Annotated in this window: 23 protein-coding genes; 14 read left to right on the forward strand and 9 right to left on the reverse strand. The window is 64.0% G+C overall.

Annotation, left to right across the window (positions count from 1 at the left end; all coding sequences use genetic code 11):
• Window positions 1–64: 64 nt before the first annotated feature.
• Window positions 65–436, reverse strand: a complete 372-nt coding sequence (locus tag HMPREF3173_RS04650; RefSeq protein WP_043208631.1) for a DUF423 domain-containing protein — start codon at window positions 434–436, stop codon at window positions 65–67.
• A gap of 64 nt (window positions 437–500) precedes the next feature.
• Between HMPREF3173_RS04650 and mtgA the strand changes: the two genes are divergently transcribed.
• Entirely contained in the window at window positions 501–1199 is a 699-nt protein-coding gene (mtgA, locus tag HMPREF3173_RS04655) for a monofunctional biosynthetic peptidoglycan transglycosylase (protein WP_070571816.1), read from the forward strand.
• A gap of 95 nt (window positions 1200–1294) precedes the next feature.
• Here mtgA and rpoH read toward each other — a convergent pair whose 3' ends face one another.
• From rpoH to ftsY, 4 genes are all read right to left on the reverse strand, one after another.
• Window positions 1295–2149: an RNA polymerase sigma factor RpoH gene (rpoH, locus tag HMPREF3173_RS04660; protein WP_043208632.1), complete on the reverse strand. Its 855-nt coding sequence runs from the start codon at window positions 2147–2149 to the stop codon at window positions 1295–1297.
• A 112-nt stretch (window positions 2150–2261) separates the two neighbouring features.
• Entirely contained in the window at window positions 2262–3287 is a 1026-nt protein-coding gene (ftsX, locus tag HMPREF3173_RS04665) for a permease-like cell division protein FtsX (protein WP_070571724.1), read from the reverse strand.
• Window positions 3284–3955, reverse strand: a complete 672-nt coding sequence (gene ftsE / locus HMPREF3173_RS04670) for a cell division ATP-binding protein FtsE (protein ID WP_043208636.1) — start codon at window positions 3953–3955, stop codon at window positions 3284–3286. Before ftsE ends, ftsX begins: the two co-directional genes overlap by 4 nt.
• Window positions 3952–5460: a signal recognition particle-docking protein FtsY gene (ftsY, locus tag HMPREF3173_RS04675; RefSeq protein ID WP_070571725.1), complete on the reverse strand. Its 1509-nt coding sequence runs from the start codon at window positions 5458–5460 to the stop codon at window positions 3952–3954. The genes ftsE and ftsY overlap by 4 nt, the downstream gene beginning before the upstream one ends.
• A gap of 230 nt (window positions 5461–5690) precedes the next feature.
• Here ftsY and HMPREF3173_RS04680 point away from each other — a divergent pair, with 230 nt between their 5' ends.
• The 6 genes from HMPREF3173_RS04680 to HMPREF3173_RS04705 all read left to right on the forward strand — a co-directional run bounded on the left by HMPREF3173_RS04680 (window position 5691) and on the right by HMPREF3173_RS04705 (window position 13024).
• Window positions 5691–7046, forward strand: coding sequence for a M16 family metallopeptidase (locus HMPREF3173_RS04680; RefSeq protein ID WP_070571726.1), 1356 nt, complete (start codon window positions 5691–5693; stop codon window positions 7044–7046).
• The gene (locus HMPREF3173_RS04685; protein ID WP_070571727.1) at window positions 7039–8535 is read left to right on the forward strand and encodes a M16 family metallopeptidase; all 1497 of its coding nucleotides are present in this window, start codon (window positions 7039–7041) and stop codon (window positions 8533–8535) included. Before HMPREF3173_RS04680 ends, HMPREF3173_RS04685 begins: the two co-directional genes overlap by 8 nt.
• Entirely contained in the window at window positions 8535–9137 is a 603-nt protein-coding gene (rsmD, locus tag HMPREF3173_RS04690; protein ID WP_043208640.1) for a 16S rRNA (guanine(966)-N(2))-methyltransferase RsmD, read from the forward strand. Before HMPREF3173_RS04685 ends, rsmD begins: the two co-directional genes overlap by 1 nt.
• Window positions 9138–9227: 90 nt before the next feature.
• Complete coding sequence (locus HMPREF3173_RS04695; RefSeq protein ID WP_139146811.1) at window positions 9228–10568, forward strand: M16 family metallopeptidase; 1341 nt, start codon at window positions 9228–9230, stop codon at window positions 10566–10568.
• The gene (locus HMPREF3173_RS04700; RefSeq protein ID WP_070571728.1) at window positions 10565–11971 is read left to right on the forward strand and encodes a M16 family metallopeptidase; all 1407 of its coding nucleotides are present in this window, start codon (window positions 10565–10567) and stop codon (window positions 11969–11971) included. Before HMPREF3173_RS04695 ends, HMPREF3173_RS04700 begins: the two co-directional genes overlap by 4 nt.
• A gap of 60 nt (window positions 11972–12031) precedes the next feature.
• Entirely contained in the window at window positions 12032–13024 is a 993-nt protein-coding gene (locus HMPREF3173_RS04705; protein ID WP_070571729.1) for a hydrolase, read from the forward strand.
• Between the two features lie 49 nt (window positions 13025–13073).
• Here HMPREF3173_RS04705 and HMPREF3173_RS04710 read toward each other — a convergent pair whose 3' ends face one another.
• Window positions 13074–13928, reverse strand: coding sequence for a sulfurtransferase (locus HMPREF3173_RS04710; protein ID WP_070571730.1), 855 nt, complete (start codon window positions 13926–13928; stop codon window positions 13074–13076).
• A gap of 35 nt (window positions 13929–13963) precedes the next feature.
• On the reverse strand, window positions 13964–14629 hold the full coding sequence (locus HMPREF3173_RS04715) for a TetR/AcrR family transcriptional regulator (protein WP_043208646.1): 666 nt from the start codon (window positions 14627–14629) through the stop codon (window positions 13964–13966).
• Window positions 14630–14866: 237 nt separating this feature from the next.
• Between HMPREF3173_RS04715 and HMPREF3173_RS04720 the strand changes: the two genes are divergently transcribed.
• The 5 genes from HMPREF3173_RS04720 (at window position 14867) to HMPREF3173_RS04740 (ending at window position 19363) form a co-directional block, all read left to right on the forward strand.
• Window positions 14867–16297 (forward strand): coniferyl aldehyde dehydrogenase, encoded by a 1431-nt coding sequence (locus tag HMPREF3173_RS04720; protein WP_070571731.1) that lies wholly within the window; start codon window positions 14867–14869, stop codon window positions 16295–16297.
• Window positions 16298–16310: 13 nt separating this feature from the next.
• Window positions 16311–16796, forward strand: coding sequence for a twin-arginine translocation pathway signal protein (locus tag HMPREF3173_RS04725; RefSeq protein WP_070571732.1), 486 nt, complete (start codon window positions 16311–16313; stop codon window positions 16794–16796).
• Between the two features lie 15 nt (window positions 16797–16811).
• A complete protein-coding gene (locus tag HMPREF3173_RS04730) occupies window positions 16812–18410 on the forward strand; it encodes a GMC family oxidoreductase (protein ID WP_070571733.1) in 1599 nt (532 codons plus the stop codon).
• A 112-nt stretch (window positions 18411–18522) separates the two neighbouring features.
• The gene (gene coaD / locus HMPREF3173_RS04735; RefSeq protein WP_043208653.1) at window positions 18523–19002 is read left to right on the forward strand and encodes a pantetheine-phosphate adenylyltransferase; all 480 of its coding nucleotides are present in this window, start codon (window positions 18523–18525) and stop codon (window positions 19000–19002) included.
• Window positions 19003–19111: 109 nt separating this feature from the next.
• Window positions 19112–19363 carry a YfhL family 4Fe-4S dicluster ferredoxin gene (locus HMPREF3173_RS04740; RefSeq protein ID WP_043208655.1) on the forward strand — a complete coding sequence of 84 codons (252 nt, stop codon included), beginning with the start codon at window positions 19112–19114 and terminating at the stop codon, window positions 19361–19363.
• A gap of 134 nt (window positions 19364–19497) precedes the next feature.
• Here HMPREF3173_RS04740 and mutM read toward each other — a convergent pair whose 3' ends face one another.
• Both mutM and HMPREF3173_RS04750 read right to left on the reverse strand, forming a co-directional pair.
• Window positions 19498–20310, reverse strand: coding sequence for a bifunctional DNA-formamidopyrimidine glycosylase/DNA-(apurinic or apyrimidinic site) lyase (mutM, locus tag HMPREF3173_RS04745; RefSeq protein ID WP_070571734.1), 813 nt, complete (start codon window positions 20308–20310; stop codon window positions 19498–19500).
• Window positions 20311–20316: 6 nt separating this feature from the next.
• Window positions 20317–21129 carry an HDOD domain-containing protein gene (locus tag HMPREF3173_RS04750; RefSeq protein ID WP_177343684.1) on the reverse strand — a complete coding sequence of 271 codons (813 nt, stop codon included), beginning with the start codon at window positions 21127–21129 and terminating at the stop codon, window positions 20317–20319.
• A gap of 193 nt (window positions 21130–21322) precedes the next feature.
• On the opposite strand from HMPREF3173_RS04750, the gene HMPREF3173_RS04755 reads away from it, so the two are divergent.
• Window positions 21323–21859, forward strand: coding sequence for a type 1 glutamine amidotransferase domain-containing protein (locus tag HMPREF3173_RS04755; RefSeq protein ID WP_043208659.1), 537 nt, complete (start codon window positions 21323–21325; stop codon window positions 21857–21859).
• 172 nt (window positions 21860–22031) lie between these two features.
• Window positions 22032–23228: a class I SAM-dependent rRNA methyltransferase gene (locus HMPREF3173_RS04760; RefSeq protein ID WP_070571735.1), complete on the forward strand. Its 1197-nt coding sequence runs from the start codon at window positions 22032–22034 to the stop codon at window positions 23226–23228.
• Window positions 23229–23506: the final 278 nt, after the last annotated feature.

A 23506-nucleotide genomic window follows, 5' to 3' on the forward strand; every position in this document is an offset into this window, starting at 1 on the left:
GCCCTGATCCGCACTTCAACCCAAGGCCAGCCAACGCCATTAGTCGCGATTGTGGACCACTTGGTCAGCTCAGGCGCCAGGCTGCCAGACCCAGGCACAACCAACCGGCCAGAAAGCACAGCCCGCCGATGGGTGTGATGATGCCAAGCTTGCCCAGGCCACTGAGGGTCAGAACGTACAAACTACCGGAGAACAGCAAGATTCCGACAGCGAACAGGCCACCGGCCCAGCCAATTAACCGACCCGGCAGGTGCACAGACAGCAGCGCGACGCCGAACAGCGCCAAGGCATGCACCAACTGGTAGGTCACGCCGGTGTGAAAGATCGCCAGGTAGTCGGCCGTCAGGCGGTTCTTCAGGCCGTGGGCGGCGAAGGCGCCCAAACCGACCCCGGTGAAGCCGAAGAAAGCGGCGAGCATCAGGAAGCTGCGAAGCATGGGACGACTCCTCGAAAGGGGTCTGTATAATGGCCCGTTCCAACGGTCCGGCCAAGCCATCACCATGCTGTCATCCCTAATCCATCGCCTCGCCCGCGCCCTGCTCTGGTTCGCCGCCGGCAGCATCGTCGTGGTGCTGGCCCTGCGCTGGATACCGCCACCGGGCACGGCGCTGATGGTCGAGCGCAAGGTGCAATCCTGGATCAACGGCGAGCCGATCGACTTGCAACGTGAATGGACGCCGTGGGAGCGGATCTCCGACGACCTCAAAGTCGCGGTCATTGCTGGCGAGGACCAGAAGTTCGCCAGCCATTGGGGCTTCGACCTACCGGCGATCCAGGCTGCACTGGCCTACAACGAACGCGGCGGCAAGATCCGGGGGGCCAGCACCCTGACCCAGCAGGTCGCCAAGAACCTGTTCCTCTGGTCCGGTCGCAGCTGGCTGCGCAAGGGCCTGGAGGCCTGGTTCACCGGGTTGATCGAGCTGTTCTGGTCGAAGGAGCGGATTCTCGAGGTCTATTTGAACAGCGCCGAATGGGGCAAGGGTGTGTTCGGGGCGCAAGCCGCCGCCCGCTACCACTTTGGCGTCGATGCCAGCCGTCTTTCCCGCCAGCAGGCCGCTCAACTGGCCGCCGTACTGCCCAGTCCGCTGAAATGGAGCGCCAGCCGGCCCAGCGCCTATGTCGCCAGCCGCGCTGGGTGGATTCGCCGGCAGATGAGCCAGCTAGGTGGGCCGAGCTACTTGATGCAACTACGTCCTTGAGTTTCCACAACGAGGACAGCTGCCCCTTTCATGAAGCCAAAAGAAAAGCCGCTTGCCCAAAGGCAAGCGGCTTTTCGTGTATGGCCAGGTCTTGATCAGATAGTGATCAGCGCCTTGACCTTGTTCATTGCGTTCTTTTCCAGCTGGCGAATCCGCTCGGCCGAAACACTGTATTTGTCCGCCAACTCATGCAGCGTTGCCTTTTCCTCGGCGAGCCAACGCTGATAGAGGATGTCACGGCTGCGCTCATCAAGACCCTGCAACGCAACGTGCAGGTTGCTGGTGGAGTTGTCGCTCCAGTCTGCGTCTTCCAGCTGTACGGCCGGGTCGTAGCGGTGATCTTCCAGATAATGCGCGGGCGACTGGAAGGCGCTGTCGTCGTCAGCTTCGGCCGCCGGGTCGAAAGCCATGTCCTGGCCACTCAAGCGGCTCTCCATCTCGCGCACTTCACGGGGTTCGACCCCCAGGCTCTCGGCCACGCGATGGACTTCTTCATTGTTCAGCCAGGCCAGACGCTTCTTCTGGCTGCGCAGGTTGAAGAACAGCTTGCGCTGGGCCTTGGTGGTGGCCACCTTGACGATGCGCCAGTTGCGTAGAATGAACTCATGGATCTCGGCCTTGATCCAGTGCACCGCAAAGGACACCAGACGCACGCCCATTTCCGGGTTGAAACGCTTTACCGCCTTCATCAGGCCAACATTGCCTTCCTGGATCAGGTCGGCTTGGGCCAGCCCGTAGCCAGCATAGCTGCGAGCGATATGTACGACGAAACGCAGGTGGGCCATCACCATTTGCCGAGCGGCCTCAAGATCCTGCTCGTAGTAGAGACGCTCGGCCAGTTCACGCTCCTGCTCGGCCGTCAGCAGGGGAATGCTGTTGACCGTGTGCACATAGGCTTCCAGGTTTGCACCGGGAACCAGGGCATATGCAGGTTGCAACGAATTGGTCATTCAAGAACCTCCGACTTACTAAACTCGCGCCTTGTGGGCACTGCCAACATTGACCGGAAACCACGAAACAAGTTCCCAGAACGGTAGAAAAGTCAATGCTGGCGTAAAAACATTATCGTGGTGCCAGCTCGTTCAGGTGACGAGCGACCGCGATCCACGCACCGATATACCCCAACAGTACAGCACCGATCAAGAGCGAAAGTCCATCAGACCCTGGCACACCTGCCAGGGCGAAGTCGCTCCCGTACAGCCCGGAAAGGTCCACGACCGCATCGTTGAGCCAGTCCAGCGAGAACGCCAGGATCCCCCACGCCAACACGCCGGCACCCAGGCCGTAGAGCGCGCCCATGTAGAGGAAGGGCCGGCGCACATAGCTGTCGGTACCGCCCACCAGCTTGATCACTTCGATCTCGATGCGGCGGTTCTCGATATGTAGACGAATTGTGTTACCGATTACTAACAGCAGGGCCGAAATCAGCAAAACAGCCAAGCCGAAGACGAATCGATCGCCCAACTTGAGGATCGCCGCCAGGCGCTCGACCCAGACCAGATCCAGCTGCGCCACTTCGACTCGCGGCAGTTCCGATAGCCGTTGGCGCAGGGCTTCCAGGGCCGGCTTGTCGACCTCTGTCGGCGTCACCACCACAACGCCAGGCAGCGGGTTTTCCGGCAGTTCGCGCAGGGCCTCGCCCAAACCGGACTGCTGCTGGAATTCCTCCAGCGCCTGCTCGCGGCTGACGTACTGGGCATCGGCCACACCGGGCATGCCTTTGATCTCGTCGCGCAGCGCTTCACCTTCACGGCTGCCGGCATCGAGCTTGAGGTACAAGGAAATCTGCGCGGCGCGCTGCCAGGAGCCGCCGAGCTTCTCGACGTTCTTGAGCAGCAACGACAACCCCATGGGCATGCTCAGGGCCACAGCCATCACCAGGCAGGTGAAGAAACTGCCGATCGGCTGCTTGCCCAGGCGGCGCAAGCTGTCGATCAGGCTGGCGCGGTGGCTCTCCAGCCAGGCGTGCAGCAGGCTGCGAAAGTCCGGGCCATCGTCATCGTGGCCGCCGCGCTGCTTGGATGGCTGCGGATCGGCAGCCTTCGGCGCGACACGCTCGGATACCTTAGGCGTACGTGTAGTGGTCATTGCCCGGCCTCCCCATCGCCGATCAGACGACCGCGCTGCAGAGTCAGCATGCGGTGCCGCATGCGCGCGATCAGCGCCAGGTCGTGACTGGCAATCAATACGGTGGTCCCCAAGCGGTTGATGTCCTCGAACACGCCCATGATTTCCGCGGCCAGGCGCGGGTCCAGGTTACCGGTGGGTTCGTCTGCCAGCAGCAAGGCCGGCTGATGAACGATGGCGCGGGCGATACCCACCCGCTGTTGCTGACCCGTGGAGAGATCGGCCGGGAACAGCTCGCCCTTGTCGCTCAGGGACACACGCTCCAGGGCCGAGTCCACGCGCTTGGCGATCTCGGGTTTGGACAGCCCGAGAATCTGCAGCGGCAGGGCGATGTTGTTGAAGACGGTGCGATCGAACAGCAGTTGGTGGTTCTGGAACACCACGCCGATCTGCCGGCGCAGGAACGGGATCTGCGCATTGCTGATCTGCCCCAGGTCCTGCCCAGCCAACAGCAGCTTGCCGCTGGTCGGACGCTCCATGGCCAGCAGCAAGCGCAGCAAGGTGCTCTTGCCCGCGCCCGAGTGCCCGGTGACGAACAGGAACTCGCCCCGGCGCGCCCGGAAGCTCAGCTCATGCAAGCCGACATGGCCATTGGGATAGCGCTTGGCAACCTGTTCGAATCGGATCATGGGTGCTCCCGCTCGGCAAACAGGGCTTTGACGAACGGCTCGGCCTCGAAGGTGCGCAGGTCATCGATGCCCTCGCCGACACCGATGAAGCGGATCGGCAGGTTGAATTGCTTGGCCAGGGCGAAGATCACCCCGCCCTTGGCGGTGCCGTCCAGCTTGGTCAGGGCGAGGCCTGTCAGCTCGACGCTCTGGTTGAAGTACTTGGCTTGGCTGATGGCGTTCTGGCCGGTGCCGGCATCGAGCACCAGCAGCACCTCGTGGGGCGCCTCGGCGTCGAGCTTGCCGATGACCCGACGGACCTTCTTGAGCTCTTCCATCAGGTTGTCCTTGGTGTGCAGGCGACCGGCGGTATCGGCGATCAGTACATCGACGCCCCGTGCCTTGGCGGCCTGCACGGCGTCGAAGATCACCGAGGCGGAATCCGCACCGGTGTGCTGGGCGATGACCGGAATCTGGTTGCGCTCGCCCCACACCTGCAACTGCTCCACCGCTGCTGCGCGGAAGGTATCGCCAGCGGCCAGCATGACCTTCTTGCCTTCGAGTTGCAGTTTCTTGGCCAGCTTGCCGATGGTGGTGGTCTTGCCGGCGCCGTTGACGCCCACGACCAGGATCACGTACGGCTTGTTCTGGACCTGGACTTTCAGCGGTTGCTCGACCGGGCGCAGCAGGGCAGCCAGTTCTTCCTGCAGCGACTTGTACAGGGCATCGGCGTCGGCCAACTGCTTGCGAGCGACCTTCTGCGTCAGGTTCTGGACGATGACCGACGTGGCTTCGACGCCAACGTCGGCGGTCAGCAGACGGGTCTCGATCTCGTCGAGCAGGTCGTCGTCGATGGCCTTCTTGCCCAGGAACAGGCTGGCCATGCCTTCGCCGATGCTGGCGCTGGTCTTGGACAGGCCCTGCTTGAGGCGGGCGAAGAAGCCGGGCTTGGCGGGTTCGGCGACGGCCGGCGCGGGAGCCTCGGCCGGCTCGGGTGCGGGGTCACGCAGTGTCGGTGCTGGCTCGACGGGTGCCTTGGGCGCCTCGGGAGTGGCCACCGGGGCCACCTCGACCACTGGACGCTCAGGTATGACCGGCGGGGCCTTGGGCTCCAGATCCGGGACCAAAGCCACGGGCTCCTCAGCCACCGGCAGCACCAAATTGCTCACCGGCGCTGCAGGCGCGACCACTGGCGGCACAGCCTGTACAGGCGTCGAGGCGACCGGCTCCGGAGCAGGCGCCTGCAGCGGCATGGACGCGATCGGCTCAGGCTGCGGGGCCTGCAATGGCTCGGACGCGACCGGCTCTGGGGTCGGCGCTGCAATGACCGGGGCCACCGGCTCGGCCGGAACAACCTCGGGCTGCTCTACGGGGGCCTGTGGCGCGACCGGTTCTACGGTTTGCGGTTCAGGGGTTTGCGGCTGTTCGGCGACAGGTTGCTGCGGCTTCTTGCGAAACCAGCTGAACAGGCCTTTCTTTTCGCCAGCCTCGGCCGGCGCTTTTTTGTCGTCGTTGGAACCAAACATGGAAGACGGCTATCTCAGGGTAGCGATGGGCCATCAGCGGCGCATCGGGAATTCTCTAAACGCAGAACAGACTATTTTGAATCCGGCTGGTTCATGCGCAATATTTTGTCGTCAGGCCCGCAGGCCAGAACGGCGACAGGCATGGTCGCCAGGCAACCGGATCAGTATCCTAGCACCTCCTGGCCCGCCGACGCTAAACCCTGCGGGCCGCCGTACAGGTTATCCAACGTATGAATGCTCTAGCCCGCCGCGCCGCTGGCCTGTTGCTCAGCACGCTCTGCCTGCCGCTCGCGGCCCTTGCCGCCGATCCGCAACCCACCCACGAGTTCATCCTCGACAACGGCCTGAAAGTGGTCGTGCGCGAAGACCATCGCGCACCGGTGGTGGTCTCGCAGATCTGGTACAAGGTCGGCTCCAGCTATGAGACGCCAGGCCAGACCGGCCTGTCCCATGCCCTCGAACACATGATGTTCAAGGGCAGTGCCAAGATAGGTCCGGGCGAAGCTTCGCGCATCCTGCGCGACTTGGGCGCAGAGGAAAACGCCTTCACCAGCGACGACTACACCGCCTACTACCAAGTGCTGGCCCGCGACCGCCTGCCGGTGGCCCTGGAGCTCGAAGCCGACCGCCTGGCGAGCCTGCGTTTGCCAGCCGATGAGTTCAGCCGCGAAATCGAAGTCATCAAGGAAGAGCGCCGCCTGCGCACGGACGACCAGCCCAATGCCAAGGCCTACGAGCTGTTTCGTGCGATGGCTTATCCGGCCAGTGGCTATCACACACCGACTATCGGCTGGATGGCCGACCTCGAGCGCATGAAGGTCGAGGAGCTGCGCCACTGGTATGAATCCTGGTACGCACCGAACAATGCCACGCTGGTAGTCGTCGGCGATGTCACCCTCGACGAGGTCAAGGGCTTGGCGCAGAAGTACTTCGGCGCAATCCCCAAACGAGCCGTTCCTCCCGCCAAGCTGCCTCTGGAACTGGCCAAGCCCGGCCTGCGCCAGTTGACCTTGCATGTACGCACCCAGTTGCCAAGCCTGATCTACGGCTTCAACGTGCCCAGCCTGGCCACCGCCAAGGATGCACGCGCGGTCAATGCCCTGCGACTGATCTCGGCCCTGCTCGATGGCGGCTACAGCGCGCGCATGCCGTCACGCCTTGAGCGTGGCCAGGAACTGGTGGCCGGCGCCTCGTCGGGCTACAACGCCTTCACCCGCGGTGACAGCCTGTTCATGATCTCGGCCACGCCGAACGTGCAGAAGCAGAAAACCCTGGCCGACGTCGAGAAAGGCATCTGGCAACTGCTCGACGAACTCAAGACCACCCCGCCCACCGCCGAGGAGCTCGAACGCGTGCGCGCACAGGTGATCGCCGGGCTGGTCTACGACCGCGACTCCATCAGCAGCCAGGCCACCACCATCGGCCAGCTGGAGACCGTGGGCCTGTCCTGGAAGCTGATCGACAGCGAGCTGGACGAGCTCAAGCGCGTGACCCCGCAGGACATCCAGGACGCCGCACGCACCTATTTCACCCGCGAACGCCTGAGCGTTGCCCATGTACTGCCCGAGGAGTCCGCTCATGAGTGATCGCAGCGCCCCCCGCTACACCTTGTTCGGCCTCGGGGTCATCACCCTGGTCGTGGCCCTGGCCCTCGTGCTGGCCCGCCCGGCCCAGTCGGACAACGCCGCAAAGGCCCAGGACACGGCGGCGCGCCCGGCCAATACGTTGCAGTCGCTGGCCGAGCTGGACGGCAAGGCGCCCAGTCGGCGCCAACTGAACATCCAGAGCTGGAGCACCGCCGAGGGCGCGCGGGTGCTGTTCGTCGAAGCGCGTGAACTGCCGATGTTCGACCTGCGCCTGACCTTCGCGGCCGGCAGCAGCCAGGACGGCGATGTGCCAGGCCTGGCGACCCTGACCAACGCCATGCTCAACGAAGGTGTGGCCGGCAAGGACGTGACCGCCATCGCCCAAGGCTTCGAAGGCCTGGGGGCGGACTTTGGCAACGGCTCCTACCGCGACATGGCCGTGGCCACCCTGCGCAGCCTGAGCACCCCGGACAAGCGCGAGCCAGCCCTGAAGCTGTTCGCCGAAGTGGTGGGCAAGCCGACATTCCCGGATGACGCCCTCAAGCGCATCAAGAACCAGCTGCTGGCCGGCTTCGAGTACGAAAAGCAGAACCCGGGCAAGATCGCCGGCAAGGCCCTGTTCAACCAGCTCTACGGCAACCACCCTTACGCCCATCCCAGCGATGGCAGTGCCGAAAGCATCCCTGGCATTAGCCTGGCGCAGCTGCGGGCGTTCCACGCCAAGGCCTATGCTGCCGGCAATGCCGTGATCGCCCTGGTCGGCGACCTGAGCCGGGCCGAGGCCGAAGCCATCGCCGCCCAGGTCTCCCGCGCGCTGCCCAAGGGGCCGGCGCTGGCCAAGCCTGCTCAGCCGGCCGAACCCAAGCCTGGCCTGACCCACATCGACTTCCCGTCCAAGCAGACCCACCTGATGCTGGCGCAGTTGGGCATCGACCGCCAGGACCCGGACTGGCCGGCGCTGTCCCTGGGCAACCAGATCCTCGGCGGCGGCGCTTTCGGCACACGACTGATGAGCGAAGTTCGCGAGAAACGCGGCCTGACCTACGGCGTGTACTCGGCCTTCAGCCCCATGCAGGTGCGCGGACCGTTCATGATCAATCTGCAGACTCGCGCCGAACTGAGCGAAGGCACGCTCAAGCTGGTCCAGGACATCCTCGCCGATTACCTCAAGACCGGCCCCACCCAGCAAGAGCTGGACGATGCCAAGCGCGAACTGGCCGGCAGCTTCCCGCTGTCGAATGCCAGCAACTCGAGCATCGTCGGCCAATTGGGCGCCATCGGTTTCTACAACCTGCCGCTGACCTGGCTCGAGGACTTCATGCAGCAGTCCCAGGCCTTGACCGTCGAGCAGGTCAAGGCCGCCATGAACAAGCACCTGGCGGCGGACAAGCTGGTGATCGTCACCGTCGGCCCGACCGTGGCGCAGAAACCGCTGCCGCCGCCCACTGACAAACCCGCCGAGCAGCCGCTCGGCATACCGGAGCATTAATGGCCAAGCCATCGACCCCTGCCCGTCCGGGCCAGGCCCAGAGCAAGGGCCCAGGACACTTGCGCATCATCGCCGGCGAATGGCGCAGCCGCCGCCTGACGGTCCCGGAAGGTGAAGGCCTGCGGCCGACACCAGACCGGGTCCGCGAAACCCTGTTCAACTGGTTGGCGCCCTATATCGAGGGTGCCCTGGTGCTGGATGCCTTCACTGGCAGCGGCGCCCTGGTACTGGAGGCCCTGTCGCGGGGAGCCAAGGATGCCGTCGCCCTCGACAGCAACCCAGCGGCCATCGCCAACCTCAAGGACAACCTGGAAGTGCTGCGCTGCCCGCGTGGCCAGATCCTGCAGACCGATGCCCTGCGCTACCTGCAAGGCCCGGCCAAACAACAGTTCGACGTGGTGTTCCTGGATCCGCCCTTCCACCAGGACCTGCTGGCCGACACCTGCAACCTGCTGGAAGACCGCCAGTGGCTGAGCGAAAGCGCCTGGGTCTACACCGAGAGCGAAGCGGCGCCTTCCACCTTGCAGATGCCCGGCAACTGGCGCTTGCACCGGGAGAAAAAGACCGGGCAGGTGCATTACGCGCTCTGGCAACGGGGCTGAATCGACGGTCTGCCTACTTATGTAACGCAGATGGACCTTTTCTATCGCTGAAGCTGCTCCGGCTTATCGCCCATGAGGAGCACTTCAGCGATGATTTCTTCCCCAACTCCTAATCAGGCCCACACAGGTTGCGTCAGTCTCGACGTACTGGCATCAGCCAAGCTCGCCCCTTTGCATCATTTCAGGCTGGACAACGGCCTCTCGGTCTACCTGCATGAAGATCACAGCGCCCCACTGACAGCCGTCCAGTTGTGGTACCACGTCGGCTCAAGCCACGAGCCACCAGGGCATTCGAACCTGTCGCACCTGCTCGAGCACCTGATTTTCCAGGGCAGCAGTAAACTCCCGGCTGGGCAGTACTCCCGATTGATCGCCCGCCTGGGCGGTGTGGCCAATGCCACCACCCATGACGACGCCACTTCGTTCGAGATGATCTTGCCTGCCTCCCGGCTGCCTGTTGCTCTGGAACTCATGGCCGATGCCATGAAGAACGCCACACTGGACCCGGCTGCATTCGAACAGGAAGTCAAAGCCGTTGCCGACGAACGCCGCTTCAGAGTGGACAATTCGCCGATCCAGCTGGCATTTGAACAGCACCGAATGCTCGCACACGGGGACAACGCCTATGCCATGCCCAGCTTCGGATATTCGATCGACCTCGAAGAGATGAGCCTGGCATCGGTACGGACGTGGTATCAGACGTGGTATCAACCGAACAACGCGACCTTGGTGGTCGCGGGTGCGGTCGATCCCCAAGTCCTGCGTCACCAGGTAGAGACTTACTTCGCGGCCCTGCCACCCGCCCCCCTTGATGACAAACCCGCTCCTCGGCACAGAGGCGTGCTTGCCGAACGCAGCCAGACGCTCGTTCAGCCCACGCTGGTGGATGGCCTGTTCATGTCGTTCAACGTCCCGAGCCAGGCCACAGCCCCTTCTCAGGAAACCGTCCTGGCGCTGCGCTTGCTCTGCCAAGTTCTGGGCACTGGCTACAGTGCCCGGCTGTACAGCCAACTGGTGCGTGACAAACGCCTCCTCAAATACGCTCAACTCTCCTATGACCACCACGTGCGGGGCGACACCCTGATGACGCTCTCGAGCGCCACGGTCCCTGACAGGGCCACGGTCCAGCAGGCGGCTGCCGAGGTATGGCAACTGATCGACACGCTTCGAACCGCAGCACTACCAGAAGCAGAGCTCGAGGGTGCAAAGCTGCGCCTGCTGGCCAGGCAGTTCTACGAGCGCGACGACCTCGCGCACCAGGCGACGCTCATTGGCCATGCGGCCGCGGCCGGCCTGGATCCGGCGCTACACGATGAAGCGCCACGAATCATCCGCGACCTCACCAGCGCCACCCTGCAACGTGTCGCCAGTGAATACCTGAGCCGAGAGCGGCTGACGACAACCTATCTGCAGCAAGGAGTGCCAGCATGAACGATCTCTCTTCCCCCGCGGCGAACGCCGAAACCTGCAACCCTCTTGCACCGGACAACCTCTCCCTGACGCTGGCCAACCTCGCATCGGCGCAGGCCCTCGACCTTAACCCGTTCCCGCTCGTGAAGCACGACGTACAGCATTGGCGGACAAAAGAAGGCACTCGCGTACGTTTTCTGGCTTCCCAGGAACGGCCGATGTTCGACCTGGTGTTGCGCTTCAAGGCTGGCAGCGCCCTGGACGGCGATACGCCCGGTCTGGCAGCCCTGGCCCTGTACGCGCTGGACCAAGGCACTGCCGAGCTCAACGCCACCCAATTCACCGAGCGACTGGAAGGTCTGGGCGCGATCATGAACCGGCAGGTGACCCAAGACTGCGCGATCGTCACGCTGCGCAGCCTTAACACGCCGGACCTGCTCACTTGCGCCTTGCGCTTGATCACCGAGATGGTCGCCCGGCCTGCCTTGCGCCCAGAAGATGTCGCCAAGATCAGCGCGCGCCTTGTCGGTGCACAGCAAAGCAGCCTGCAGCCTCTGCATGCACGGTTGTCCGACGCCACGATGGAGCAATTGCTCGCAGGTCATCCCTATGCCACCCCGCTGGCCGGAACACTCGATGGCCTGGGCTCCCTGACACCAGACGATGTACGCGCCTTCCATCGACAAGCCTACTCCGCCAACAATCTCGACATCGGCCTGGTTGGCGATCTGTCCCGTGAAGAGGCCCAAGCGCTGGTAAACGATCTTGTCCAGGCACTGCCGCAGCAATGGGCCGCCGTGCCCCCGCCAGCGCTGCCAATGCCTGCCGCTGGCCCCCTGCATCTTGAGCGTCCAGGCGCCAGCTCTCAGGTGCTGCTGACACTCCCGCTGCATGCCTGGCCACAGGACGAGGACTACCCAGCCCTGCTAATGGCCACTGAAATCCTGGGAGCGGGGTTCGAGTCCCGATTGACCGCCGAGCTGCGCACACGTCGCGCGCTGACCTACAGCATCTATGCTGTATTAGAACCGATGGATGCGGGATGCCTGTGGCAGGTGAGCTGGGATATCGCACCTGAATACCGGGATGCCTCCAGGGACCTGGTATCGAACGTGCTTGAATGCTTCATCGCCTATGGGCCCACCCAGGCCGAGTGCGACCTGGCCCTGAACCAGCTGGCGGGCAAGCTGATGCGTGGCATGGCCGACAATGCGGTGCTGGCAAACGGGTTGGCAGCATTCAGCCATCAGGGGCTGCCAGCCAATCATCTGGCGAGCTACCAGGAGAAACTCGCAGCCTTGACACCCGAGGGCATTCGACAAGCCGCTCGGGGCTGGCTCGATATAAAAAAGGCTTTCTTCGCCACCCTTGGCCCTGCCGTCGATCAGCAGCCGTTGCCCGAGCCACCGACCATAGGCGTATAGGGCAACCCCTGAAGAGGCGCTTCATGGCAAGCTAGGCGAGCACATGACGAGTTGTCCAGCATGCCAAGTCCTATCGCCCAGTTCACGCCCGCCATCGGCCTCTCCAATCCGCATCTGCAAACCTTGTGGGGCCCGCTCTGGCGTAAAACGCCCGAGTTGCATCGCACCCGCGAGCGAATGTGGCTTTCCGACGGAGATTTTCTCGACCTCGACTGGCTTGGCCCCAATCAGGTCAACGCACCCGTGGTCCTGGTGCTCCATGGCCTGACCGGCTCGTCCCACTCGCCCTATGTCAAAGGCCTGCAGCAGGCCCTGCAGGCCCATAGCTGGGCCAGTGTCGCAGTGAACTGGCGAGGCTGCTCGGGCGAGCCCAACCTATTGACGCGCAGCTACCACTCCGGCGCCAGCGAGGACCTGGCCGAGACCATCCGTCACTTGCGTGTCCAGCGACCATTGGCACCGCTCTATGCGGTGGGGTATTCGCTGGGCGGCAATGTGTTGCTCAAGTATTTGGGGGAAAGCGGCTTGGCCAGCCAACTGCAAGCGGCGGTCGCAGTATCGGTACCGTTTCGCCTGGACCAAAGCGCCGACCGTATTGGGATGGGTTTCTCGAAGGTCTACCAAGCGCATTTCATGCGCGAATTGCTGGCCTATGTGCAACGAAAACAGCGGCACTTTCGCGATAACGGCCATGTGGAGCGGCTGGCCGAACTGGAACGACTCGGGTCATTGCGCAACCTACGCAACTTCTGGGACTTCGACGGCAAGGTCACCGCGCCCCTGAACGGCTTCAGCGATGCCTACGACTACTACCGGCGCTCGTCGAGTCGCTACTACCTCGGCGAAAACCGCACCCCGACGCTGATCATCCAGTCCAGCGACGACCCTTTCGTCTTCGACCACAGCCTGCCGACTGCGAGTGAACTGGCGCGCGACACGCATCTGGAACTGCACAGCAGAGGCGGCCACGTGGGCTTTGTGGAAGGGAGCCTGCGCAATCCCGGGTATTACCTGGAGCGCAGGATTCCGCAGTGGTTGGTGCAGGGGGCTTGATCGTCGAAGGGATTGGCCTGTATCACGCCCCCGCTTTCCTCAGGTGGCGTCAATCACCGGTTGCCACACCGTGGCCAGGGTCGTTGATCCACTCGCTCCACGACCCGGCGTAGAGTCTGCCTAGCGGGTACCCCGCCAATGCCAGGGCGAACAAGTTGTGGCAGGCGGTCACGCCCGATCCGCAGTAGGCCACCACCTGTTCTGGCGCCCGCCCTGCCAGTTTCTGGGCAAAACGCTGCTTGAGCTGTTCGGCCGGCAAAAAGTGCCCATCCGGCCCCAAGTTGTCGGTGAAGGCCGCGCACTGAGCCCCGGGAATATGCCCGGCCACTGGGTCGATCGGCTCGACCTCACCGCGAAAACGCGGCAGGCCACGGGCATCGATCAGGGTCATTTCTGGATTGCCCAACCCCTTGGCCAGATGCTCGGCGTCGATCACCAGTTTCATGTCCGGCGCACCGGTGAAGGTGCCCTCACGCTTGGCCGGAGGGTCCAGGCTCAGCGGCTGATGCGCGGCGTGCCAGGCCTTCAGGCCTCCGTCGAGAATCGACACCCCCTCGCGCTTGCCCAGCCAGGCCAGCAGCCACCAGGCGCGAGCAGCGAAGGCGCCCGGGCCGTCGTCGTAAAGCACCACCTGACTGTCGTTGTCCATCCCCCACTCACGCAGGCGCTCGACCAGCCGTTGCGGATCCGGCAACGGATGACGGCCCGTCACGCCCTTGACCACCGGCCCGCTCAGGTCTCGCTCCAGATCCGCGAAGTGCGCGCTGGCGATATGCCCGAGGGCGTAGCTGCGTTGGCCGTAGTCCACATCTTCCAGGGCAAAGCGACAGTCGAGGATCACCAACCCAGGCGCGCCCAGGCGCTCGGCCAGCTGCGTTGGGGTGATCAATTGCGCAAGAGCCATGACAATCTCCTGATCGATAGCACGAAAGCCCGGGGTCACTGCTCCAGGGCCTGGTTGAACGGAACGTGGAACTCCTCGCAGAGGGCATCCACGGCGGCACGCGCGCTGGCAGTGACGAAGCCCAGTTCGAGCACCAGCACCTGGTAGACACCACGCTTGAAGGCTTCTTCTCCCAGATGCGCGGAATGTTCGCGTGTAGTACTGAGAAAACGTACCCAGGATGTCAGCACGATCCAGGCATTGATGGTCAACGATTCGACCTGCGCGGCATCCATCGCAAGAATGCCAGCATCGACGAAACCCCGGTAGATCGCCTGGCCCTGCTGCAGGCAACGCTGGGAAAAACGGCGGTAACGGGCAGCCAGTTCCGGGTCGCTGTCGAGCAGGTGCTCGAGGTCCCGGTGCAGGAATCGGTAGTTCCACATGGCCGCCAGCAAGGCCTTGAGGTAGAAACGTTTGTCCTCGACCGTGGCGACACGCCCTTGTGGCGGACGCAGGAAGCTGTCCACCAGCTCTTCGTATTGGTTGAAGAGCACGGCGATGATCGCCTGCTTGTTGGGGAAGTGGTAGTAGAGGTTGCCGGGCGAAATTTCCATGTGCGCGGCGATGTGGTTGGTGCTGACGCTACGTTCGCCCTGTTGGTTGAACAGCTCCAGGCTGTTCTGCACGATGCGCTCGCGAGTCTTCATGCGCGGGGCCATGCTCAGCTCCAGGTTCGTTGATGGTTCATCTTACGGCGTATCGACCAGGCAATGCACGGTGATGCGGGCGCGGGGGTCCGTGGGAACGGGTTTACCTGCGAAAAGTCCGGCAGGGTGGACGGCAGGCAGACGAGTCCGCGCTGTCGGTAAATTTTCAAGACGGCACACCTTAATTGAATGTCCAGGCAACGGATTAGAGTATATGCTCTAGCCATCGAGCACCCCAGCGGAGCAGCCATGACCTCGCCGATCACTCAGCTTCCAGTGCATTCCGACCTCGACCTGCCCGCGTTGTTCGACGCCCAACGCCAAGCCTTCGCAAACAATCCCATGCCGCCGGCGGCCCAACGCCGGCAATGGCTCAGGAGCCTGCGCGAAGCGCTGCTGCAAGACCAGCAATCGCTGATCGAGGCGATCGACCGAGACTTCGATGGCCGCAGCGCCGACGAAACCCTGCTCGCCGAGCTGATGCCGTCGATCCAGGGCCTGCGCCACGCCGAGCGTCACCTGCAACGCTGGATGAAACCTTCGCGGCGTACGGTCGGCCTGGCCTTCCAGCCGGCCAGCGCCCAGGTGCTCTATCAGCCACTGGGCGTGGTCGGGGTCATCGTGCCGTGGAACTACCCCTTGTTACTGGCGATCGGGCCGTTGACCTGCGCCCTGGCCGCCGGCAACCGGGTGATGCTCAAGCTCAGCGAGGCCTCACCGGCCAGCGGGCAGGCTCTCAAGACCCTGCTCGAGCGCGTGTTCCCGGCGGACCTGGTCAGCGTCGTGCTCGGCGAGGTCGAAGTCGGCCAGGCCTTCGCGCGCCTGCCTTTCGACCACCTGCTGTTCACCGGGTCCACCCGCGTGGGCCGACAAGTCATGCTGGCCGCCGCCCCCAACCTCACCCCGGTGACCCTGGAACTGGGCGGCAAGTCGCCCGCCATTGTCTCCCCCAGCGTGCCGCTGGAAACCGCCGCCGAGCGCATCGCTTTCGGTAAAGGCCTCAATGCCGGCCAGACCTGCGTCGCCCCTGACTATGTGCTGGTTCCTCGCGAGCGCCTCGACGCCTTCGCCGAAGCCTACCAACGCGCCATGCGCCGCCTGTACCCGCGCATCGCCGACAACCCCGACTACAGCGCCATCATCAACTCCCGGCAACTGCAACGCCTGGAGCGGCTGCTCACCGATGCCCGCGACAAGGGCGCCCGGGTGCTCGACCTGTATGCCGATGAGCCCCGCCAGGGTCGTCGCCTGCCCCCTCACGTGCTGATGGCGGTGAATGACGACATGCAGGTGATGCAGGACGAGATCTTCGGCCCCTTGCTGCCCCTGGTGCCATACGACAACCTCGACCAGGCCCTGGCCTACATCAACCAGCGCCCGAGGCCCCTGGCGCTGTACTACTTCGGCTACGACCGCGCCGAGCAGGCCCACGTGCTGCGCAACACCCATTCCGGCGGCGTGTGCCTGAACGACACGCTGTTGCATGTGGCCCAAGATGATCTTCCCTTTGGCGGCGTCGGCCCCTCGGGCATGGGCCACTACCATGGTCATGAAGGCTTCCTGACCTTCAGCAAGGCCAAGGCCGTGTTGGCCAAGCAACGCCTCAACACCGCCCGGCTGATCTACCCTCCTTATGGCAAAGCCTTGCAGCGCCTGATTTTCAAGCTGTTCATCCGTTGAGCGAGGGGATGCCATGCACCGCCGAGATCTGCTTCGGTTCAGCCTGGGTGCCAGCGTTTTCTTGAGCACCGCCAGCCTGGTCGGCTGTGCGCCGCAGACATCCGCTGCAGGTTTCTCGGTGCTGCGCGAAGACGACTTGCCGATGCTGGCTGCGGTGATTCCGGTGGTGCTCGCCGGCACCCAGGCCAGCGACGCACTGGTACTGCACAGCCTGGATCACAAGCTGGCAGCGCTCTCGCCTGAAATGCTCAAGCTCACCCGCCAGTTGTTCGACGTGCTCAGCCTGCCGCTGACCCGTGGACCATTGACGGGCATCTGGGGCAGTTGGGAAAACGCCAGCAGCGCCCAGGTGAACACCTTCCTGCGACGCTGGCGCGACAGTTCGCTGGACATGCTGCGCATGGGCCACGCCTCGCTGCTGCAACTGCTGCTCATGGCCTGGTACGAACGTCCCGAGGCCTGGGCGGCCTGCGGCTATCCCGGCCCACCGAAGATCTGACCAAGAGGCTTGCCCATGCCTGTCACCGACCCGTTTCGCCAAGGCCTCGCCCGGGGCTGGATCACCTACGATGGTTCGCGTCTGGACCAGGACCTGACGCTGGAGGCCGACATCGCCGTGATTGGCAGTGGTGCTGGCGGCGCCACCAGCGCAGAGCTGCTCAGCGCCGCAGGCTTCAAGGTGCTGTTGATCGAGGAAGGCCCGCTCAAGACCAGCAGCGATTTCCACCTGCAGGAAAACGAGGCCTACGCCCAGTTGTACCAAGAAGGGCTCGGGCGCATGAGCAAGGATGGCGCCATCACCATCCTCCAAGGGCGCGCCGTGGGCGGCACCACCTTGGTCAACTGGACCTCCAGTTTCCGCACCCCTGCGCAAACCCTCGAGCACTGGGCCCGGGAGCACGGCGTCAAAGGGCTCGCCAGCGAAGACCTGCGCCCTTGGTTCGAGCGCATCGAGCAACGCCTGGGCATCAGCCCCTGGGCCCTGCCGCCTAACCCCAACAACGACGTGCTGCGCCGGGGCTGCGAGGTGCTCGGCTACCGCTGGGCAGTGATCCCGCGCAATGTGCGCGGCTGCTGGAACCTGGGCTACTGCGGCATGGGTTGCCCGGTCAATGCCAAGCAATCGATGCTGGTGACCAGCATTCCGGCCACCCTCGACAATCACGGCGAGCTGCTCTATCTGGCCCGTGCGCAGCGATTCGAACATGACGGCAAGCGCATCACCCAACTGCTGTGCCAGGCCCTGGACCGCCGGGGCGTGGCGCCGACCGGGTACCAGGTACGGATCCGCGCACGGCACTATGTACTGGCTGGCGGCGGCATCAACAGCCCCGCCCTGCTGCTACGCTCCGAGGCGCCCGACCCGCACCGACGGCTGGGCAAGCGCACCTTCCTGCACCTGGTCAATTTCAGCGCAGCCTTGTTCGACGAGCGCATCGATCCGTTCTATGGCGCGCCTCAGTCCATCTACAGCGACCAATTCCAGTGGCGCGACGGCGTCGATGGGCCGATCGGCTTCAAACTCGAAGTGCCCCCGCTGCATCCGGCGCTGGCGAGCACGCTGCTGGGCGCCCATGGCCAGGAAAGCGCCCGGCGCATGGCCGCGCTGCCACATACCCATGTCATGCTGGCGTTGCTGCGCGATGGTTTCCACCCCGAGAGCCAGGGCGGCCAGGTGGAGCTGCGCGGCGACGGCTCGCCGGTACTCGATTATCCCATCACCGACTACTTGCGCGATGGCCTGCGCCGGGCCTACTTGAGCATGGCGCGCATCCAGTTCGCCGCCGGCGCTACCCAAGTGATACCGGTGCACAGCGATGCCCGCTACACCACAGACCTGCCCCAGGCGCAGGCGTTGATCGACGAATTGCGCCTGGAGCCGTTTCGCACGCGCCTGGGCAGTGCCCATGTAATGGGCGGCTGCGCCCTGGGCGAGGATCCACGCCAGGCCGTGTGCGACAGCCTGGGGCGGCACCACCAGTTGGAGAATCTGTCGATCCACGACGGCTCGCTGTTCCCCACCAGCATTGGTGCCAACCCGCAACTGTCGGTCTACGCCCTCGCCGCCCGGCTCAGCGACGCCCTGGCCACCCGCCTGGCACGGGGCGCATGACAACGAACGGCCTGGCTGTCTATAGTGCCCTCATTCGGCCGTGCGACTTGGCCGGGCAGCAGTCGCTGCGCTACCATCCGACTCCCCAACGCACTCCAGCCAGGATGACGCGATGAACCGAGTGTTGTACCCGGGTACTTTCGACCCCATTACCAAAGGCCACGGCGATCTGGTCGAGCGCGCCTCGCGTCTGTTCGATCACGTGATCATCGCAGTCGCCGCCAGCCCGAAGAAAAACCCGCTGTTCCCGCTGGAGCAACGCGTGGAGCTGGCCCGTGAGGTCACCAAGCACCTGCCCAATGTCGAGGTCATCGGTTTCTCGAGCCTGCTGGCGCATTTCGCCAAGGAGCAGGGTGCCAATGTCTTCCTGCGCGGCCTGCGTGCGGTCTCGGACTTCGAGTACGAGTTCCAGCTGGCCAACATGAACCGGCAACTGGCGCCGGACGTCGAAAGCCTGTTCCTGACGCCGTCGGAGCGCTACTCGTTCATTTCCTCGACCCTGGTCCGGGAAATCGCCGCCCTGGGTGGCGACATCAGCAAATTCGTCCACCCGGTGGTGGCCGAGGCGCTGACCCTACGCTTCAAGAAGTGACACCCACCGCCTGATCATCGCGCCAGCGTGCACTGCGGGCGCGAATGCGGCACAATTGTGCCCACTGGTTTGATACATGCCCGGGCCAAGAGCCCCGGCCGGAGCCCCCATGTCCCTGATCATCACCGACGATTGCATCAACTGCGACGTCTGCGAACCCGAGTGCCCGAACGCCGCCATCTCCCAAGGCGAAGAGATCTATGTGATCGACCCGAACCTGTGCACCCAGTGCGTAGGTCATTACGACGAGCCGCAGTGCCAGCAGGTCTGCCCGGTCGACTGCATCCCTCTGGATGAAGCTCACCCGGAGACCCACGACGAGCTGATGGAAAAGTACAAGCGGATCACCGGCAAGGCCTGAAGCGCTCGGCAAGGGTTTCGCACTTCTTCGCGGGTGTACCCGCACCCACAGATTCTGCGGTGCTCTTAAGACCACCAGTAACCTGTGGCGACGGGTTTACCCGCGAAGGCCCATGAGGCGATCCCCAATCATGATCAGCGCTGGCAGCGCGGGCAGTACACGCTGGCCCGCTGCCCCAGCTTCACTTCCCTGAGCGTCGTGCCGCAGACCTTGCATGGCTGTTCCCCGCGCCCATACACGAACAACTCCTGCTGGAAGTATCCCGGCTGCCCGTCGCCTCCGATGAAGTCGCGCAGCGTCGTGCCGCCCTGCTCAATCGCCGCCGCCAGCACCCGCTTGATCTCGATCGCCAACCTCACATAACGCGCCCTAGAGACGCCGCCTGCCTCGCGCCGCGGGTCGATGCCGGCCGCGAACAGCGCCTCGGTAGCGTAGATGTTGCCCACCCCCACCACCACGGCGTTGTCCATGATGAACGGCTTGATCGCCATGCTCCGCCCACGGGACAGCTGGAACAACCGCTCGCCATCGAACAGGTCGGTCAGCGGCTCCGGCCCCAGACGCACGAGCAACTCGTGATTGAACGGGTCCAGGCTCCAAAGCATCGCGCCGAAACGACGCGGGTCGGTGTAGCGCAGGGCCAGCCCCGATTCCAGTTCGATGTCTACGTGCTCGTGCTTGCCCACCGGCAAGCCCTGCTCCACCAGGCGCAGGTTGCCCGACATGCCCAGGTGGCTGATCAAGGTGCCGACCTCGGCATTGATCAACAGGTACTTGGCGCGCCGCTGAACGGTGACGATGCGCTGCCCGGAAAGACGCACATCCAGGTCCTCAGGGATCGGCCAGCGCAGGCGCCGGTCACGCACCACCACGCGGCTGACCCGCTGACCTTCCAGGTAAGGCGCGATACCGCGCCGGGTAGTCTCGACTTCAGGTAGTTCCGGCATGGTCTTTCAGTGTCCGCCCAATTCGCGAATGGTTTGCTTGAGGTGCTCGAAGTCGTACTCCGACAGGCCGATGTAGTCGAGCACCAAGGGCCCGACCGCCTGCCACTCATGGTCTTCGGCCTGGTTGCCCAGCACCCGGTAAGAGGCGCAGATGTGCTCGGCCATCTTCAACACCGCGAGCAGGTTCTTCAGTCGAGTATCGCCCGAAGCGTCGTCGCGAAACACTGCCAGGGCATTGTGATGATTGGCGATTGCCGCCGTGATGTGCTCCGGCAGTCGCCAGGACTTGGCGGTGTAGTAACCCACCACCGAATGGTTGGTGTTGAACATGCGGTTTTCGGTGTCCACCACCCGCGTCTGCTCGCTGGCCTGGGCATAGGCGGTTTCCAGCACGCTCATGTAGTCGGGGAAGCGCTTGAGCATCAGCGGCACGCCGCAATCATGGAACAAGCCCAGGGTATAGGCCTCGTCCACGGCCGGGATGTCGGCGTGCCTGGCCAGGGTCAGGCAGGTCATGGCCACGTCCTGGGCGGTGTCCCAGAAGCGATTTAGCGTGACGATGGTTTCATCGCTCATCTCGCCCTTGATCGACAAGGCGTTGATCAGGTTGATGATCGAACCGCTGCCCAACAGCGCTACGGCGCGCTGGATCGAACCGACCTTGTCGGCAAGCCCGAAGTGCGGGGAATTCACCAGTTTGAGCAAGGCCCCCGAGAGACCAGGATCTTGAGCGATCAGCCGGCAGATGGTGTCCAGGTCCGGGGCTGGCATGTACTGCTCGAACTGCAGATCGACCATGATCTGCGGTTGCGGCGCGATGCTGATTCCTTGCAGGACCTGCTGGATCTGTTCGGGGCTGAGTTCCTGGGACATGGTGCACACATACATTGAGGACGGCGAATTCTACCGTCCTCCGCCCGGCAGGGCACCCACCACTGGCGCACTGCGCCGGAACTTTCCCCCACGCCACTGGCCTGCACTCTCAAGACCCACCCTCAAAGGAGAACCTCCCATGAGTGCAATACTGAACGGCAAGCGCGTGGCTTTCTTGGTCACCGATGGCTTCGAGCAGGTGGAATTGACCGGCCCGCGCGAGGCCCTGGAACGCAACGGCGCGGTGGTCGATATCCTGAGCGACAAGGAAGGCACGGTGCGCGGCTGGAACCATGACAAGCCCGCTGATGAGTTCGCCGTGGACGCCACCTTCGAAGGCGCCAGCCTGGACCTGTACGACGCCCTGGTGCTGCCAGGCGGTGTGCAGAACTCCGATACCATCCGGATCATCCCGGCTGCCCAGAAGCTGGTGAAAAGCCATGATTCGGCCCGCAGGCCGCTCGCCGTGATCTGCCATGGCGCCTGGCTGCTGGTCTCTTGTGGCCTGGCCAAGGGACGCCGGTTGACCAGTTACAAGACCCTGCAGGACGACATCCGCAACGCTGGCGGCGAGTGGGTCGACGAAGAAGTGGTGGTCGATGGCAACCTGATCACCAGCCGCAAGCCCGACGACATTCCGGCATTCAGCGAACAGCTGGTCAAGGCGCTGGCCTGAGGCGCGGACAACGCCGTACCCACAGGCTAAGCGGTGTCGCTGGACACCACTGAACCCTGTGGGAGGGGTTGACCCGAAAAAGCGCCTGTCCGGGCAGCGGAAAACCGACGGGGCAACGCTCAGCGTATGGCCAACACGCTATAATCCCGCTCTTTTTTCCCGGAGCGACGTCATGTCCCTGCCCAGCCTTCGCCTCAAAGCCAATGCCGACCGCCGCCTGCGCGCCGGCCACCTGTGGGTCTACAGCAATGAAGTCGATGTTGCCGCAACCCCGCTGCAAGGCCTGAAGGCCGGTCAGCAGGCCATCCTCGAAGCCGCCAACGGCAAGCCCCTGGGTGTGGTGGCCATGAGCCCGAACAACCTCATCTGCGCACGCCTGCTGTCCCGTGACGCCAAGCTGCCCCTGGACAAGTCGCTGCTGGTTCACCGCCTCAATGTGGCCCTTTCCCTGCGCGAGCGTCTGTTCGACCAGCCCTGCTACCGCCTGGTCTATGGCGATTCCGATCTGCTGCCAGGCCTGGTGGTCGACCGCTTCTACGACATGCTGGTGGTCCAGTTGGCCTCGGCCACCATGGAAGCGCACAAGGATGATGTGATCGCCGCGCTGGTGCAGGTACTCAAGCCCAGCGGCATCCTGTTCAAGAACGACTCCGCCGCTCGTGATGCCGAAGGTCTGGAGCGTTATGTCGAGACGGTCTACGGGGAAGTCCCGGACTGGGTCCCGCTACAGGAGAACGGCGTGAAGTTCGAAGCGCCTGTGCGTGATGGCCAGAAGACCGGCTGGTTCTACGACCACCGCATGAACCGTGCGCGCCTGGCCCCCTACGTCAAGGGCAAGCGTGTACTGGACCTGTTCAGCTACATCGGTGGCTGGGGCGTGCAGGCCGGCGCGTTCGGCGCCAGCGAAGTGTTCTGCGTCGATGCCTCGGGCTTCGCCCTCGACGGCGTCGAGCGCAACGCTGCGCTCAACGGCATCAGCGAAAAGCTGACCTGCATCGAAGGCGACGTGTTCGAGGCCCTGCGCGAGCTCAAGGCCGCCGAAGAGCGCTTCGACGTGATCATCGCCGACCCACCCGCCTTCATCAAACGCAAGAAGGACCTGAAAAACGGCGAGGCTGCCTATCGTCGCCTCAACGAGCAAGCCATGCGCATGCTCACCAAGGATGGCATCCTGGTCAGCGCCTCCTGCTCGATGCACCTACCCGAGGACGACCTGCACAACATCCTGCTGACCAGCGCCCGCCACCTGGACCGCAACCTGCAACTGCTCGAGCGCGGCGGCCAGGGCCCGGACCACCCGGTGCACCCAGCGATCCCTGAAACCCGCTACATCAAGAGCATCACCTGCCGTCTGCTACCCAACAGCTGATATCCCTAGGGCCGCGTCGCGGCCCATCACGACGCAAGGCTGCTACAGCGTTACGCGCTCCATTGCAGGAGCGGCCTTGCGTCGCGAAAAGGCTGCACGGCAGCCCCTTCTGGCCTACGCCCTCCGCCAACCATCCACATCCCCATTCCCTCGCCGCGCCAGCGGTGTAGAATCGGCCTATTCATCGCCAGACATCCCCGGCGGGTTTATGAGCTCTGGTCGAGCACACGGCGATCCCGTGACGCTTTCGGCCTCATCCGTGCCAGCGGCAACCGGCC

The sequence above is a fragment of the Pseudomonas sp. HMSC08G10 genome (assembly GCF_001808425.1).
GTDB lineage: Bacteria > Pseudomonadota > Gammaproteobacteria > Pseudomonadales > Pseudomonadaceae > Aquipseudomonas > Aquipseudomonas guariconensis.

Bases quoted from the DNA above. Each gene is read 5' to 3' on its own strand.
- ftsY (WP_070571725.1), bottom strand. From the start codon at position 5,460: ATGTTTGGTTCCAACGACGACAAAAAAGCGCCGGCCGAGGCTGGCGAA.
- HMPREF3173_RS04680 (WP_070571726.1), top strand. From the start codon at position 5,691: ATGAATGCTCTAGCCCGCCGCGCCGCTGGCCTGTTGCTCAGCACGCTC.
- HMPREF3173_RS04730 (WP_070571733.1), top strand. From the start codon at position 16,812: ATGCCTGTCACCGACCCGTTTCGCCAAGGCCTCGCCCGGGGCTGGATC.
- HMPREF3173_RS04650 (WP_043208631.1), bottom strand. From the start codon at position 436: ATGCTTCGCAGCTTCCTGATGCTCGCCGCTTTCTTCGGCTTCACCGGG.
- HMPREF3173_RS04700 (WP_070571728.1), top strand. From the start codon at position 10,565: ATGAACGATCTCTCTTCCCCCGCGGCGAACGCCGAAACCTGCAACCCT.
- HMPREF3173_RS04715 (WP_043208646.1), bottom strand. From the start codon at position 14,629: ATGGCCCCGCGCATGAAGACTCGCGAGCGCATCGTGCAGAACAGCCTG.
- HMPREF3173_RS04725 (WP_070571732.1), top strand. From the start codon at position 16,311: ATGCACCGCCGAGATCTGCTTCGGTTCAGCCTGGGTGCCAGCGTTTTC.
- HMPREF3173_RS04740 (WP_043208655.1), top strand. From the start codon at position 19,112: ATGTCCCTGATCATCACCGACGATTGCATCAACTGCGACGTCTGCGAA.
- rsmD (WP_043208640.1), top strand. From the start codon at position 8,535: ATGGCCAAGCCATCGACCCCTGCCCGTCCGGGCCAGGCCCAGAGCAAG.
- coaD (WP_043208653.1), top strand. From the start codon at position 18,523: ATGAACCGAGTGTTGTACCCGGGTACTTTCGACCCCATTACCAAAGGC.
- HMPREF3173_RS04755 (WP_043208659.1), top strand. From the start codon at position 21,323: ATGAGTGCAATACTGAACGGCAAGCGCGTGGCTTTCTTGGTCACCGAT.
- HMPREF3173_RS04710 (WP_070571730.1), bottom strand. From the start codon at position 13,928: ATGGCTCTTGCGCAATTGATCACCCCAACGCAGCTGGCCGAGCGCCTG.
- HMPREF3173_RS04695 (WP_139146811.1), top strand. From the start codon at position 9,228: ATGATTTCTTCCCCAACTCCTAATCAGGCCCACACAGGTTGCGTCAGT.
- mtgA (WP_070571816.1), top strand. From the start codon at position 501: ATGCTGTCATCCCTAATCCATCGCCTCGCCCGCGCCCTGCTCTGGTTC.
- rpoH (WP_043208632.1), bottom strand. From the start codon at position 2,149: ATGACCAATTCGTTGCAACCTGCATATGCCCTGGTTCCCGGTGCAAAC.
- HMPREF3173_RS04705 (WP_070571729.1), top strand. From the start codon at position 12,032: ATGCCAAGTCCTATCGCCCAGTTCACGCCCGCCATCGGCCTCTCCAAT.
- HMPREF3173_RS04720 (WP_070571731.1), top strand. From the start codon at position 14,867: ATGACCTCGCCGATCACTCAGCTTCCAGTGCATTCCGACCTCGACCTG.
- mutM (WP_070571734.1), bottom strand. From the start codon at position 20,310: ATGCCGGAACTACCTGAAGTCGAGACTACCCGGCGCGGTATCGCGCCT.
- HMPREF3173_RS04685 (WP_070571727.1), top strand. From the start codon at position 7,039: ATGAGTGATCGCAGCGCCCCCCGCTACACCTTGTTCGGCCTCGGGGTC.
- ftsX (WP_070571724.1), bottom strand. From the start codon at position 3,287: ATGACCACTACACGTACGCCTAAGGTATCCGAGCGTGTCGCGCCGAAG.
- HMPREF3173_RS04760 (WP_070571735.1), top strand. From the start codon at position 22,032: ATGTCCCTGCCCAGCCTTCGCCTCAAAGCCAATGCCGACCGCCGCCTG.
- ftsE (WP_043208636.1), bottom strand. From the start codon at position 3,955: ATGATCCGATTCGAACAGGTTGCCAAGCGCTATCCCAATGGCCATGTC.